Origin of the sequence: Iodidimonas sp. SYSU 1G8 (assembly GCF_039655775.1) — a bacterium.
Classification (GTDB): Bacteria; Pseudomonadota; Alphaproteobacteria; order SMXS01; family SMXS01; genus RI-34.
In genome coordinates, this window is the sequence record NZ_JBBYXJ010000001.1 from 358628 (window position 1) to 371902 (window position 13275).

Consider the following 13275-nt stretch of genomic DNA (forward strand, 5'->3'; position numbering starts at 1 on the left):
AGATGAAAGCCCCGCTGCAACGCCGCATGCCGCCACTGATCCCGGTCCGGGCGCTCGCGCCCACGCTGTTGACCGTGCTGGCGCTGTGTTCGGGCGTCACGTCCATGCGGTATGCCTTTCAGGAGCGCTGGGAGGCGGCGGTCATCGCCATTCTGCTGGCGAGCCTGTTCGACATGCTCGACGGGCGTGTAGCGCGGATGATCAAGGGGACGACCAAGTTCGGCGCCGAACTGGATTCGCTGTCGGACGTCATCTGCTTCGGTGTCGCGCCGGGCGTGATCCTGTGGCTGTGGGCGCTGCATGACGTGCGCGGCTTCGGCTGGGCCGTGGTCCTGCTCTATGCGGTGTGCTGCGCGCTGCGTCTGGCGCGGTTCAACATCATGGACCAGAACGCGGCGGAAGACGGCACCGTCCAGCGCCATTTCATGGGCATGCCGGCGCCGGCGGCGGCGGGCCTTGCTCTCGTGCCCTTGGCCCTGACGTTTCATACCGAGTCTGATTTTTTCCGCGAGCCTGTGGTGTGCACCATCTATCTGGCGCTGCTTGCCCTGATGATGATCAGCCGGGTGCCGACCTTCTCGGCCAAGCACATCAAGGTCAACCGGCACGCGGTCATGCCGATCCTGCTGGCGGCGGCGGCGCTGGCCGCGCTTTTGACCTCGTTCTTCTGGGCCACCTACGTCATTCTGGCGCTCATCTACGCCCTGTCCCTGCCGGTCGTCGTCCTGCAGTCCCGGCGCGAGCAGCGCCAGCCGCTCGCCGCTCCGCCAGCGGACGAATAGGTCCGCCGGCGGCCTCGTGCGGAACCGCCTTCACCGGCTCTGGGAGTGGCTGACCCTGCCAGCGCCCGCCCGTCGCCAGCAACGGGCGGATCGGGGCCGGCTCCGGCCCGATGATCCCGGCGCGGCGCCGACGCTGGCCGCCACCCTCGATTGGCTCGACCGGGCGCAGGACAGCGCTCTCCCAAACGACGGCGGCCTGTGCCGTTCGTTCAGCCTGCTGGATGGCTGGACCCCGCCCTGCGCGCTGGCCACAGCCGATGCCATTGCCGTTTGGCTCGAGACCACGCCATCCCCTGCTGAACTCGCGCCCCGGGCGAGGCGAGCCCTGGACTGGCTGCTCGCCCAGCAACAGGACGATGGCGGATTTGCCGCCACGGATGGCGCGTCGGCGGCGTTCGTGACCGGTCAGGCAATCCTCGCGCTCGCGGCGGCCCGGCCATATCTGGCAGGATCGGAGGCGCTGCGCCTCGCTGCCGGACATCTTCTGGCATCGCAGCAGCAGGACGGCTCCTGGCCGGCGGCGACTGTGCGCGATACCCAGACAGCCTGGGCGCTGATGCGGGCCGACACCATCGCACCGGGGCAGGGCTTCGCCGAGGCGGCGAACCGTGCGCTGGCCTGGGCGATGACGCAGCAGCGCCGCAACGGTTGGATGGCCAGTTGCTGCACGGACGATCCGGTCCGTCCGCTCACCGTCACCATCGCCGACGCCGTTCGCGGCTTCCTGGAGTGCTACCGGGCCGGGCGGACACTGCGTCATCTCGATGCCGCCGTGATGGCGGGCTGGGCTCTGGTCGCCGTCCAGCGACGCGAGGACGGTTCGCTGCCGGGCCGCCTGAGTGAGAAGTGGGAGCCGGCGGTGACCTGGAGTGGGCTGGCCGGCGATGCGCAGGCGGCAATCTGCTGGGAGGCGCTCCACGAATTTACCGGTGACCGCGCCTTTCGGGATGCCGCGCGCGCCGCGATGGGCTTCGTTCGCCGCACAATCGCCCTGACCGGCGATCCCGACCGGGTCGGCGGCGTGCGCGGTTCCTATCCCGTTGATGGCGGCTTTCGCCGCTTCCAGTACGTCAGCCGCGCGGCGGCGCTGGCCGCCACGGCCAATGCGCGCGAACTGGCGGGCGGCGGAACGTCCTAGTTCAGCCGAACAGATCCCAGTACATGCGTGCCGATGTGAGGGCGAGGAAGCCGGCGAATGCCCAGCGCAGCGGCTGCGGCTTCAGCCAGTGGGCCAGCGCGACGCCCCAGGGAACCGCGAGCAGGGTGGCTGGCACGATGATCGCGAAACCGATCAGGCTGACGAAGCCGGCCGACAGCACGGGCAGGAGCGGGTTGCCCCAGCCGGCGATGATGAACCCGATGGTCGCCGGCACGGAGATGATCAAGCCGAACCCGGCGGCGGTGGCCACCGCCCGGTGGATTGGCACGCCGAAAGCCTGCAGGGTAGGGACGGCGAGAGTGCCACCGCCGATTCCCATCATGGAGGAGAACGCCCCGATCCCGACGGGCGGGAGCGCGCCGCCGACGCCTCGGGGAACGCCATCGCGCACTTTCCAGTCGTGCCGGAGGAATGTCATCTGGACGGCCACCAGCAGCGCGACCGTGGCGAAGACCACGGTCAGCGCCTCGCCCCGGACATAGACGGCGACGGCGGTGCCCATGAGGACGCCGATGAACAGGGGCACGCTCCATTGCTTCAGGAGAGGAACGTCCACCGCGCCGCGCCGGTGGTGGCCAAGTACCGAACGAATGGAAGTGGGAATAATGGTGGCGAGGGACGTGCCCACCGCGAGATGCATCCTGACCGACGGATCGATCTCCAGATAGGAGAAGATATGATACAGCGTCGGCACGATGACGATGCCGCCGCCCACGCCGAGCAGGCCCGAAAGGATGCCGCCGAAAAGGCCGACACCGGCCAGCAGGGCGATGAGAACCAGGATCTCAGGCTGAACGGCCATGGCGGGCTCCGAACGGTTTGACGAGGCCGGCCCTTATATCGCGGCGTGCCTGCTCCGCCGATCGCTGTTTCCGGGGGGTGGCCTTGTCAGGTGCCGGTGAAGCGAGGCGGCCGCTTCTCGAGGAACGAGGCGACGCCCTCGGCGTGATCGTCGGAGCCGAAGCACTCCTTCAGGGCCGCCGTGTGCGCCTTCATGTGCTCGGCGGCTGAACGTTCCAGGCCTTCATACGCCAGCGTCTTGATCCGGCTGAGCGCGAAGGGAGAGCCCTTGAGATATTGCTCGGCCTCCGCTCTCGCCGCGGCCAGCAAATTCTCCGGCTCGACGACGGATGCGACATACCCGATAGCCAGGGCTTCCTCGGCGGAGAGGAAGGCACCGGAATACAGCAATTGCAGGGACTTCTGCGGGCCGATCAGGCGGGGCAGCAGCCAGGTGCCCGCCCCCGTGTCCGGGACCAGCCCGCGATGCACGAAATTCCACGCGAAGCGGGCGCGGGGCGTGGCGATGCGTACGTCGCACTGGCTGGTGAACTCGGCCCCCATGCCCACCGCCGGACCGTCAATGGCGGCGATGACCGGCTTCGGGCACTTTAACAAGGGCCACCAGCGCCCGCTGTCCTCGGCCGATCCGCGCAGGCCGCGCTCCTTGCCGGGAATGGAGTTCAGATCCGACAGGTCCGTCCCGGCGCAAAACGCACCCTGGTCGCCGCCGGTGACGATGAGGACCCGGACGGCGGGGTCGGCGCCCAGTCGCGCCACCGTTTCGATGAAGGCGCCCAGCATGGCGAACGACATGGCGTTGCGACGCTCGGGCCGGTCGATCCGCAGCACCGCGATCCCGTCGGGATCGATGTTGGACTTGATGAATTCGCTCATGGGTTACGTCCCCGCTTCACCTCGAAGGTTCGTCCCCGAACAGGGGTTACTGATCCTTGGGCTTGCGCATCTTGTCGCGGTGATACAGCGGATCGGCCGGCTTGCGGGCGCCCGGCAGCATCTTGCTGGCGCTCAAATAGTCGCCGGTGGCCGGCTCCTTGCGGACCCAGTCGACCAGTTCGCTGCGATAGGCGATCTTCCACACACCGAAGCGGTTTTCGTAACGGTCCACATAACGGCCGCTGATGAACAGATCGTATTCCTGGCCATCTTCCTCGATGCGGTGATGCGCCTGGTAATAGACCTCGCCGAACGCTTCCAGATCCTCGACGTCGATCTGGACCTGGCCGATCATGTGATGGTTGGCCTTGTGCGGCCGCAGCGCGTTCTGGGCGAATTCCACGAAGCCATCCGGGCCACCCTCATAGATGCCGTAGGACAGCCAGGCGTCGGCGTGGAACACCGAACGATGCAGCACCGGGTCGAGCCGATCCTGGGCGCGCATGTAGTTCTGGACCAGCTGCATGATCTCGTCGCGGGCGATGATTTCGTGCAGGCGCTTTTCTTCCGACCACTTCAAATTCATGACGATTCTCTCCCTCGTGTCTGCCCGGCCCGTACAATGGCGGCTAGTTCCCTGGCGGTCAAACGTCCGTTGATGCCGGCAACCATTGACCGGGGCTGCCGCGCGGCCTAACCATGCGCTTTCAGGCGGATACACCATCTGGCGGAGGATTTCCGATGGCGGCAGGACAGGTCGAGGCGGCGCGCGGCGGACTATTCGCTCTGTGGGGCGAGGCGCGCGCGCTGGGAGGCGTGCTGCTGTGCGCCGCGAGCTTCGGGCTGGGGTACTGGATTCGCTACGACTTCGTCGAGCCCGAGGCCATGGGTGCGGCGTGCGAACGGGGCAATCCCTGGTGGTGCCCGCTCCGAACCGGCTTCATCATGTTCACGGAACTGAACGGCTTCGGCTGGCTGGCGCTGCTGCTGGCACTGGGCGGCGTGCTGGCGCTGATCCGCCGCAGCCCCGGGGTGGCCCGGCTCCTTGCGGTGGTCGCGCTGATCGCCGCTGGCTTCGGGATGATCCTCTACAACAACACCATGGCTGTCCCGGCCGCTGTGATCGCGCTGCTCTGCCTGATCCGCGCCCGCTGACACAGCGTTCTAACCCCCTGAGTAGATGAGGCGGAGCACCTGGATTCGTTGCGTCATCGGCAGGGCCAGCGCTTCCGAATACATCGCCTGCATCACCGGACAGACCTGGTCGCGCGGCGCCGTCTCGATCGATCCCAGCATCGTCACGGCGTCTTCTCCATATTTGTCCCGGATGTTCTCCAGGAGCAACGTGACCGCGGGTTGGGCCTCCTCTTCGCTCGGAAGGGTCAAGGCCGTCGCCGGCAGCGTGTCGAACACGAGGTCGAACGCCCTTGCTTCCCGCGCGATCAACTCCTCGTCGACATAGTCGTTCAGGTCGATGAGACGCGTGCCGTCAGGGAAGAGGAAGTGGCCGCACGCCTCGGGATCCTGGGCCTGAACCGCCTCGATCTGCCTTAGCGTGACTTTGGTGATCTCCAGCAGCGCGGCCTCGGAGGTATGCGGCAGGTATTTGCGCAACAGCATCCCGAAGGTCATCCGAAGATTGATCAGCGCTTGCTCTTCGGGAATGCCTTGCGCGAGGGACTCGGCATAATGATCAGCGAGGATGTGAAACGCCTTCGGATCGACCTTTTCGATGTTCCTGGCGAGCAGGACCGTCCTCAACTGTTCGCGAATGGCCTCGGAGGAGGCCCCGCCCGTGCCAGAGACAGCGAATTGTCCGCTGGACGCCCCCGTGACATATCCGGCGGCGATGGCTTCTTCCGTGGTCGGGTACCACATGCTGGAGTGGGCCGTGGCATAGCCTTCCTCCATGAAGGCGCGATCGACGCCGTGCGCGACCGCGTCATCGATCACGGACTGCATGGTGAACCGCATATCCTGCTGATCGACGCCGGGGAATTTCCCCTGATGAAATCCCAACCGTTGCCCCGTGGACGGCACATAGCGTTCACGTCCGCCGAGAAACGCGATGGTACAGGCCGAGAGGCATCGGGAAGTGGTGATCGTGACCAGTTTCTTGCTGCGGATGAAGTCGCGCATCCTTACCGCCTCGGCGATCCTGCCGCCGTTGCTGTTGAGATGGATGACCTTGACCGGGTTTCCGTCCATGGCCTGCCGTAACTGCTCTGTCGCGCCGAATTTGATGCTGCCGGCGAATTCCAGTTCCGTGCCGTTATTGAGTAGGCGGATGTGGAAATTCCCGAGTTTGGTGTCGCCGGTGAGAATCCGGAAGGATTCCGCGAGCTGGGGAAGCATGTTGGTCACGACGACGTTGCCGACCTGCACGAGTCCCACCAGCACCATCAACCGGGCAACGATCGCCCAGAATTTCTGGCCGCCGCGTGAAACGTGGTGCCCTGCCGATCGCCAGACGCCGACGATCTGCCACGTGGCTACCGCGAGGATAAATGACCAGAAGAAAGAAAGGGCGATGAACGACCAGACAGGCTGGTAATCATCGAAAAGCGCGCTGAAGACCAGCGCGACGGCGATCATCAGGATATTGCCGAGAAAATTGTTGACCCAGTACGAAACCCCGAGCGAAAGCTGGCCACGCCAGTGGCGGATGATCCAGGAGCCGCCAAGCGGACCCTCGGGTGTCTCGGGAGAAGAGCTGACGGGTCTGAAATCTCGCGGACCTGCCGCGGTATTATCCGAAATATTCACTAAATTTCCCCCAGCAAGTATCGGTGGAATCTACCCGATACCTGCCGGAGAGCAAGGCGGCTTTGGTCACTCGCCGGGAAAACTCATCCGATGGCGCCTCGCGTTCTGCCTCGGAACGCCAGGTCGATGCGCTTTGCTTCCCGGATGGCGAACCCCAACCACGGCACCGACAGCATCACGCAGGTCGCGGCCCATACGACCGCTTCCAGATTGATGAACTGATCGATGGCGAAAGGCCCGGCGATCAGCAGCAGGGCGGCCACCCAGGCTTCCTCCGGTTGAGGCTGGTCGCTCCGTTCACGGGTTGACGGCTGAAGGTGGAGCAGCAGGAAGGCCGCCGCGGGCAGCCAGAACGCCAGCTGCAGGAAGTCGCGGTGCCGGCCGTCAAGCGCCATGGAAAGGGCGAGAACGACCGCAGGGAGCATGACCGCCCAGTGATAGGCGCCGATGAGCTGTGCGCCGTCGAACTTCCGGTTCCTGAACGCCGAGACGACGCCGTCGAAACCCGCGGGCTTGGGCACGTTGCGGCCACCCGCGACGGCGTAGATCAGCAGCGCGCCGCCAATGACCGCGAGCACCATCAGCCAGGAAATCCACACCCAGCCCCACCAGTTGTTGAGCACGATGAGCCCGAGCTGTGCCCCCAGCGCCCAGAGCGTCGCGCCGACGGCGGGGGCGACGAGGCCGAGGCCGATCCAGCGCGGCGCGGTGATCGGCTTGCGCCACAGCAGCGCCCAGGCAAAGGCCAGCAGCGAGACCGCTGCGGTGAATCCCGCCGCCAGTTTCCAGTTCGGCCACTCGCTGACCGGGCCGGTCAGCGGGAACTTCAGCACGCGGTCCTTGTCGAGGATGCCCCAATAGCCACCGACCGTGCCCTCCGGCATGCGCTTCCAGGGCTGGTCGATGGCCTCGATCAGATTGTAGGGGACGCCGATCGATTCCGCCTGCGCGGCGAACTCGCGCACGAAGCGGGCCTGATGCACGAGGGTGGGCGATCCGCCCGAGCGGGTCCGCCCCGCGGACGGCCAGCCGATCTCGCCGATCTGGACCGTCTTGCCGGGGAACAGCGTCTGGGTCTGTTCGATGATGCGGCGCGAATGGGCCTGCACCTCGTCGATGGACACGGGATGCGGATCATCCCAGTAGGGAAGAACGTGGACGGTCACCAGATCGACCGTCTCGCCCACCACCGGGTTGCGGCGCCAGAATTCGTAGATATCGGCGTAGGTCACGGGGAAGTCCGTCCGTGCCTTGACCGAGGCGATGATGCGCGCCAGCCGTTCGCCCGTCATCTCCCGGCGCAGCAGCACTTCGTTGCCCACGATGATGGCGCGCACGGCCTGAGGATACTGATGCGCCAGCTCCAGCGCGCGATTGATCTCCAGTTCGTTGCGCTCGTCGTCGGCGCCGATCCAGATGCCGACCATTACCTTGATGCCCGCGTCTGCGGCGGCCTTCATGGTCTTGCCCTGGTCGCCGAGCATGGAATAGGTGCGGATGCAGTCGGTGTACTGGGACAGGATCTTCAGATCGTTCTCGATCATGCCGTCGGGCACCGAAAACAGGCCGTCCTTGGCGTTGAGCGGAGACGAAGCGTCGGTCGCCGGCGTGTAGGAGAGGCACTGCAGGTGGCCGCGCGGCACATCCACGATGTCGATGGGGCGGCCCAAATGCGCCCAGAGCGCGTAGGAGACAACCCCGGCGATGATCAGCGCGACGATGGAAGCGATACGGGACATGAGGAGCCTCTGGCGGGACATCAATGGGCTGGATGTATCCCAAGCCCCGAGATTTAGAAAGGCGTTACGCCGCCTTCGCCTGCGAGACGGTGGGCGCGGCGCTGTTCCCGGCCGTCGTGTCCGGACTCTGCCGGAACCAGCCACGGGCCCGCTCCAGCCCGAAGAGCAGCGGCGCGGCGAGGAACGGCAGGCTCTGCACCGCCAGGGTCGCGGCGAAGACATAACGTTCCGGTGTCTGGAACTCGTTGGTCGCGATCAGGGCGGCGGAACCGATCAGCAGCAATACGCCCACCGCGCTCTCGACCCGGACCGGGCTCTTGGAGCCGCCCTTGTTGCCGCCGCCCTTGGCGGTAACCTTGAAGGGCAGCGCATCGCTGACGAGGCCCCGTCCGACCGCGTGGGCCACCGTGAATTGCAGGCTCATGGCGGCGAGGGCCGCACCGAAGATGCGGTGGGCCGGAATCTTCACCCGGGTGATGTAGAGCAGGACGCAGTGTAGCAGGTTCACGCCGAACGCGACCAGGATCGGCAGCGTGAACGGCAGCATGGGAATCATCATGTCGGCCAGGATGATCATCGGCACCCAGAACAGATTCAGGAACGCCGTCAGTACGCCGAACGCGTCGGAGATCCAGTAGCTCCAACCCGCGATGAACTGGCTCTTCTGCCGATAGTTCAGGCCCGGCGCGGAAGGCTTCATGTGCGGCCAATGCTTGCGGATGATCTGCATGGCGCCATAGGCCCAGCGGTGCCGCTGGGTCTTGAACGCCTCGAACGTATCCGGCAACAGACCCCACCCGTAGCGGCGATTGGTATAGGTGCCCTCGTAGCCGGCCTCCAGCAGGCGCAGGCCGAGTTCGGTGTCCTCGGTGATCGTCGCCGTGCTCCAGCCGCCGACCTCGTCGAAATGGGACCGCCGGATCAGCAGCATGGTGCCGTGGGCGATCAGGGCGTTGCGCTCGTTGCGCTGGACCATGCCGATATCGAAGAAGCCGGCATACTCGCTGTTGATGGCGGTCTTGAACGCCGATTCCGGGCCATCGCGGTGATCCTGCGGCGCCTGGACGAAGGCAATCTTCGGGTCGGCGAATGCCGGCACCAGATCCTTCAGCCAGTTCTTGTCCACCACGTAATCGGCGTCGATGAGGGCCAGGACCTCGGCATCGGGAGAAACCTGTTCCATGGCCAGGGTCAAGGCGCCGGCCTTGAAGCCCTTGACGTTCTGCAGATTGAGGAACTTGAAGCGCGGCCCCAGCGTACGGCAATGGGCCTGAACCGGTCCCCAATGCGCCTCATCCGGCGTGTTGTTGATGATGACCATGACTTCGAAGTCAGGATAGTCGAGCCGTGCCAGGCTGCTCAGCGTCTCGTTGAGCATGTCCGGATTCTCGCGGTAGGCGGGAACCTGGATGGAGACCTTGGGATACTGGAAATCGGGCGTCGCCGGCACCGGTTGCGGCAGCAGGCGGATCGGCCGCCGGCCCACGGTGACTTCCGCCACCTCGTCGATCTTCAGCAGGGTCATGGCCGTCAGCGGCCACATCAGCAGGAAGCCGATGCCCCAGGCGATCGCCGAGCCCGTGTTCAGATAGTTCTCGAACGGGTAGGCGAGGGCTAGCGCGACGCCCGCTGCCAGCGCCTGCGCCGACAGCGCGACTGCCAGCGCGTGGCCGAATGCCGTGCGGCGGCGACCCAGCGCGATGGCGCTCAGCAGCGCGCCGAGCACCATGGCGACGGCGGCGGTGCGGCCATGGCTGGCATCGTTGACTTCGCCCTGCAGCAGGAACTTGGCCTTGCCCGAGGCATCGAACAATCCCCAATACGGCCCGACACTGCCCTCGTTGGTCTTCCAGGGCTGGTCGTACGCCTCCATCAGATTGTATTCGGCGTCGCGTTCGTCGGCCATGTTCAGGAAGCCGCGGATCAACTCGGCCTGGCGCAGCATGTTGGGCACCGATCCGTAGACGTTCGAGCCCTGGCTCGGCCAGCCGAATTCGGCGATGACGACCCGCTTGCCGGGGAACGTCGCCTTCAGGCGCTCATAGTTCGCCATGGTGTGCTCGAGAGCGCCATCGGCAGGAACGCCTTCCCAATAGGGAAGGATATGGGCGGAGATGAAATCGACCTCGTTGACCAGCGTCGGATTCGCGATCCACTCGTCATAGGTTTCGCCGGTGGTGACCGGAACACGGCTGCGCCGGCGCACTTCTCGGATGTAGCCGGTCAGTTCCTCGAGGGTCAGTTCGCTGCGCAGCAGCGTTTCATTGCCCACGACGATGGAGCGGATATTCGGCAGCGTGTTGGCCATGTGCAGCGCGGATTCGATCTCGCGCTTGTTGTTCTGCTCGTCCCGTCCCAGCCAGATGCCGAGACTGACGGCGATGCCGCGCTCGTTGGCCAGCCGGGGCACCTCCGCCGCCAGACCCGTCGAGGCATAAAGCCGAACCTGCGACGAGACGGTCTTGACCCGGTCGAGCATGTCGCCGACGCGCTGCAGCGCCGCGGGCGTGATGGGGGCGGTGGCCGCTTTCGGCCCGCCCACGTCCAACGAGACGGATTGCACCCGGGTGGTGACCTCGGGCGGGATGCTCATGTCATAGGAAATGAACCAGGCATAGGCCTGGACCAGGGCGCCGATGATGATCGCCAGAACGATATTGCGCATCAGTGAGAGAACTCGTGGCGCTGCAAGGCGGTCCTCAACGGTTGCGATACACCGGAATGCTGATCCCGGCCGATGATTTCAGCAAGGGAAGAAGGCGAGGCCGTGACCGAGGCCTGCTTATTTCGCCTGCTTGCGTTCCGGTTTGGCGGCCGCGTTCGCGTTCGCCTCCACTTCGCTTTCGCGGTTCGGCGTCAGTGTTTCCCAGCAGTTCTTCACCAGAATATCGTTCTTCGGGCGTGCCGCGCCGACGGGGGCATCGACCGCGCAGGCGAAAGCCTGCGGGATGCGGTCGCCGGGGCATTTGAACTTCTCGTAGAACCCCAGATGATCATTCGCCGCGATCGTGTCCTCGCGCAGCAGGGCATGCAGCACGCGGGTTCCGGTCCAGTAGCACTGGCCCTGCAGGAAGGGCGGCTTGGGCTCTTCCTTCACCTTGGCGGACTTGGTCTGGGCCAGGGCAGGGCTCACGGGCACCACCGTGGTCGCGAGCGAGGCGATAAGGCACAGGGCGGCTGTAGTGAAGGCGAAACGATGAGTCATCTAGTCACTGCGCTTGGGAATGTCGGGCGGGTTTAACGGCTAACGGACAAGGGCGGCTTTTCCACATGGGGCGGTGGGCCGTTCGGCCATTGATGCGCCTGAAGATAAGCTCTCCACCATGGAATGCAACGCTTCTGTTGGCTTAGGGCGTGCCTTGCAACCATTGTCGTAAAGGCGATACGATCGCGCCAACGTGAATTTCCGGGGAGATCGATCATGAGCAACGTTTTTGGCGCGGTGGTGCAGCAGGGCTATGTGGTGCCCGATATCGACGCGGCGATGAAGCACTGGACAGCCCGGGGAATCGGGCCGTTTTTCATGGAGCACCTGAAGAATTTCGACGGCGTCGTCGACGGCAAGCCGGTCAAGCTCGAGCTGAAGGCCGCCTTCGCCTATTCGGGCGACCAGCAGATCGAGGTCATCCAGCCGATGGGTGATACGCCCTGCATCTACGAGGAGTATCTGCGCACGCATCCGGAAGGTGGTTTGCAGCATCTCGCGGTCTGGTGCGAGGGCACCATCGCCGAAAAGCTGGAGGAGCTGAAGCGGAAGGGGATGGACTTCATCGTCCGCCAGAATTACGGCGATGCCCATGCCTATATCGATTCCGTCGATCAGCCGGGCGTCATGATCCAGCTGATGGCGAAGGGCGAAATGATCGAGAAGATGTTCGCGATCATCAAGGACGGCTCGGAAAGCTGGGACGGCAAGACCGATCCCGTGCGCCGCATCGACTGGTCGACCGGTACGCCCGTCGTCAAGGCCGCGTAAGCGTTCCGCCCAGCAGGAATCAGAACGGCGCGCCCCGAGGGACGCGCCGTTTCTTTTTGTCCGATCGCCTGCGGCCTAGAGCATGGTCTCGGCGACGACCTTGAGCGCCTCGGGCGAGGTGCGGCCGATCAGCATGGAGCCGATGTGCTTCTTCTTGGCGGCTTCCTTCCACGGAGCAAGCAGTTCCTTGATGCGCTCCTTCGGGCCGCACAGGGCGACGGCGTCGACCATGGCGTCGGGAATGGCGGCGGCCGCCTCGGCCTTCTTGCCGGACAGGAACAGGTCCTGGATCTTGACGGCCTCGTCCACGAAACCCAGACGCTTGGCATAGTCGTTGTAGAAGTTCTTCGAGCGCGCGCCCATGCCGCCGACGTAGAGCGCCATGCCCGGGCGCACCTTGTTGCGGCACTCGTCGATGTCGTCGCCCAGCACCACGTTGACGAACGGCGCCACGTCGAACTTGTCGAGCGACTTGCCGTTGCCCGCCTTGGCGAAGCCCTTGTTGATGTCTTCCTCGAACACGTCGAAGCGCTCGGGATTCATCCAGATCGGGAAGAAGCCGTCGGCGACCTCGGCCGAGGCGCGGATACCGGCGGGCGTGATCGCGGCGGTGTAGATCGGCAGGTTCGGGTCGCCGTGCAGGATCGACTTCAGCGGCTTGCCGAGGCCGGTCGCGCCCGGGCCGTCATAGGGAATGCGATATTCCTCGCCCTTGTATTCCAGCGGCCCTTCGCGCTTCAGGATCTGCCGGACGATCTCGACATATTCCTTCACCTTCACCATGGGCTTGCCATAGGGAACGCCGTGCCAGCCTTCGGCGACCTGCGGGCCGGACGGGCCGAGGCCAAGGATGAAGCGGCCGCCCGAAAGCTCCTGCAGGCTCATCGCCGTCATGGCGGTGCAGGCCGGGGTCCGGGCGGGAATCTGCATGATCGAGGTGCCGACCTTGATCTTGGACGTCTGGGCCAGAACCCAGGCCGCCGGAGTCACCGCGTCCGAGCCATAGGCCTCGGCGGTCCAGGCGGAATCGTATCCCAGGCTCTCGGCCAGCTTGACCGTTTCGATACCCAAATCCATCCGGCCACCGGAATAGCCCAGCAAAATCCCCAGCTTCATCTGACATCCCTTTCGGTTGTATGGCTTGGGCGGATGTTACCGCCCAGTTCGCCGCCACAT

The 13275-nt window shown here is 65.2% G+C and carries 12 protein-coding genes; 4 read left to right on the top strand and 8 right to left on the bottom strand.

The genetic code is table 11. The features are described from left to right. Positions 1-2 precede the first annotated feature (2 nt). Together pssA and WJU17_RS01730 are read left to right on the top strand one after the other, a co-directional pair. Complete coding sequence (gene pssA / locus WJU17_RS01725; protein WP_346325620.1) at positions 3-782, top strand: CDP-diacylglycerol--serine O-phosphatidyltransferase; 780 nt, start codon at positions 3-5, stop codon at positions 780-782. A gap of 16 nt (positions 783-798) precedes the next feature. Beyond that, a complete protein-coding gene (locus WJU17_RS01730) occupies positions 799-1920 on the top strand; it encodes a prenyltransferase/squalene oxidase repeat-containing protein (RefSeq protein ID WP_346325621.1) in 1122 nt (373 codons plus the stop codon). 1 nt (position 1921) lies between these two features. Here the strand turns inward: WJU17_RS01730 and WJU17_RS01735 are convergent, their stop codons facing one another. From WJU17_RS01735 to WJU17_RS01745, 3 genes are all read right to left on the bottom strand, one after another. Next, a complete protein-coding gene (locus WJU17_RS01735) occupies positions 1922-2743 on the bottom strand; it encodes a sulfite exporter TauE/SafE family protein (protein ID WP_346325622.1) in 822 nt (273 codons plus the stop codon). Between the two features lie 86 nt (positions 2744-2829). Next, complete coding sequence (locus tag WJU17_RS01740) at positions 2830-3618, bottom strand: enoyl-CoA hydratase/isomerase family protein (protein ID WP_346325623.1); 789 nt, start codon at positions 3616-3618, stop codon at positions 2830-2832. Between the two features lie 46 nt (positions 3619-3664). After that, positions 3665-4204 carry a nuclear transport factor 2 family protein gene (locus tag WJU17_RS01745; RefSeq protein ID WP_346325624.1) on the bottom strand — a complete coding sequence of 180 codons (540 nt, stop codon included), beginning with the start codon at positions 4202-4204 and terminating at the stop codon, positions 3665-3667. A gap of 155 nt (positions 4205-4359) precedes the next feature. On the opposite strand from WJU17_RS01745, the gene WJU17_RS01750 reads away from it, so the two are divergent. Next, positions 4360-4773, top strand: a complete 414-nt coding sequence (locus tag WJU17_RS01750) for a hypothetical protein (protein ID WP_346325625.1) — start codon at positions 4360-4362, stop codon at positions 4771-4773. Positions 4774-4782: 9 nt separating this feature from the next. Here the strand turns inward: WJU17_RS01750 and WJU17_RS01755 are convergent, their stop codons facing one another. From WJU17_RS01755 to WJU17_RS01770, 4 genes are all read right to left on the bottom strand, one after another. After that, positions 4783-6213, bottom strand: a complete 1431-nt coding sequence (locus WJU17_RS01755) for a hypothetical protein (RefSeq protein WP_346325626.1) — start codon at positions 6211-6213, stop codon at positions 4783-4785. Between the two features lie 254 nt (positions 6214-6467). Then, positions 6468-8123, bottom strand: coding sequence for a hypothetical protein (locus WJU17_RS01760; protein WP_346325627.1), 1656 nt, complete (start codon positions 8121-8123; stop codon positions 6468-6470). 64 nt (positions 8124-8187) lie between these two features. Continuing rightward, positions 8188-10788 (bottom strand): glycosyltransferase family 2 protein, encoded by a 2601-nt coding sequence (locus WJU17_RS01765; protein ID WP_346325628.1) that lies wholly within the window; start codon positions 10786-10788, stop codon positions 8188-8190. A 117-nt stretch (positions 10789-10905) separates the two neighbouring features. After that, positions 10906-11328, bottom strand: coding sequence for a hypothetical protein (locus tag WJU17_RS01770; protein WP_346325629.1), 423 nt, complete (start codon positions 11326-11328; stop codon positions 10906-10908). Positions 11329-11544: 216 nt separating this feature from the next. Here WJU17_RS01770 and WJU17_RS01775 point away from each other — a divergent pair, with 216 nt between their 5' ends. Then, positions 11545-12099, top strand: coding sequence for a VOC family protein (locus WJU17_RS01775; protein ID WP_346325630.1), 555 nt, complete (start codon positions 11545-11547; stop codon positions 12097-12099). A gap of 75 nt (positions 12100-12174) precedes the next feature. On the opposite strand, the gene WJU17_RS01780 is transcribed toward WJU17_RS01775, so the two are convergent. Further along, a complete protein-coding gene (locus WJU17_RS01780) occupies positions 12175-13215 on the bottom strand; it encodes an LLM class F420-dependent oxidoreductase (protein ID WP_346325631.1) in 1041 nt (346 codons plus the stop codon). Between the last annotated feature and the right edge of the window lie 60 nt (positions 13216-13275).

What these genes read in the sequence shown, in the direction of transcription:
- WJU17_RS01745 (WP_346325624.1), bottom strand. Translation starts at nt 4,204, where the DNA reads ATGAATTTGAAGTGGTCGGAAGAAAAGCGCCTGCACGAAATCATCGCC.
- WJU17_RS01765 (WP_346325628.1), bottom strand. Translation starts at nt 10,788, where the DNA reads ATGCGCAATATCGTTCTGGCGATCATCATCGGCGCCCTGGTCCAGGCC.
- WJU17_RS01735 (WP_346325622.1), bottom strand. Translation starts at nt 2,743, where the DNA reads ATGGCCGTTCAGCCTGAGATCCTGGTTCTCATCGCCCTGCTGGCCGGT.
- WJU17_RS01740 (WP_346325623.1), bottom strand. Translation starts at nt 3,618, where the DNA reads ATGAGCGAATTCATCAAGTCCAACATCGATCCCGACGGGATCGCGGTG.
- WJU17_RS01755 (WP_346325626.1), bottom strand. Translation starts at nt 6,213, where the DNA reads ATGATCGCCGTCGCGCTGGTCTTCAGCGCGCTTTTCGATGATTACCAG.
- pssA (WP_346325620.1), top strand. Translation starts at nt 3, where the DNA reads ATGAAAGCCCCGCTGCAACGCCGCATGCCGCCACTGATCCCGGTCCGG.
- WJU17_RS01775 (WP_346325630.1), top strand. Translation starts at nt 11,545, where the DNA reads ATGAGCAACGTTTTTGGCGCGGTGGTGCAGCAGGGCTATGTGGTGCCC.
- WJU17_RS01780 (WP_346325631.1), bottom strand. Translation starts at nt 13,215, where the DNA reads ATGAAGCTGGGGATTTTGCTGGGCTATTCCGGTGGCCGGATGGATTTG.
- WJU17_RS01760 (WP_346325627.1), bottom strand. Translation starts at nt 8,123, where the DNA reads ATGTCCCGTATCGCTTCCATCGTCGCGCTGATCATCGCCGGGGTTGTC.
- WJU17_RS01770 (WP_346325629.1), bottom strand. Translation starts at nt 11,328, where the DNA reads ATGACTCATCGTTTCGCCTTCACTACAGCCGCCCTGTGCCTTATCGCC.
- WJU17_RS01750 (WP_346325625.1), top strand. Translation starts at nt 4,360, where the DNA reads ATGGCGGCAGGACAGGTCGAGGCGGCGCGCGGCGGACTATTCGCTCTG.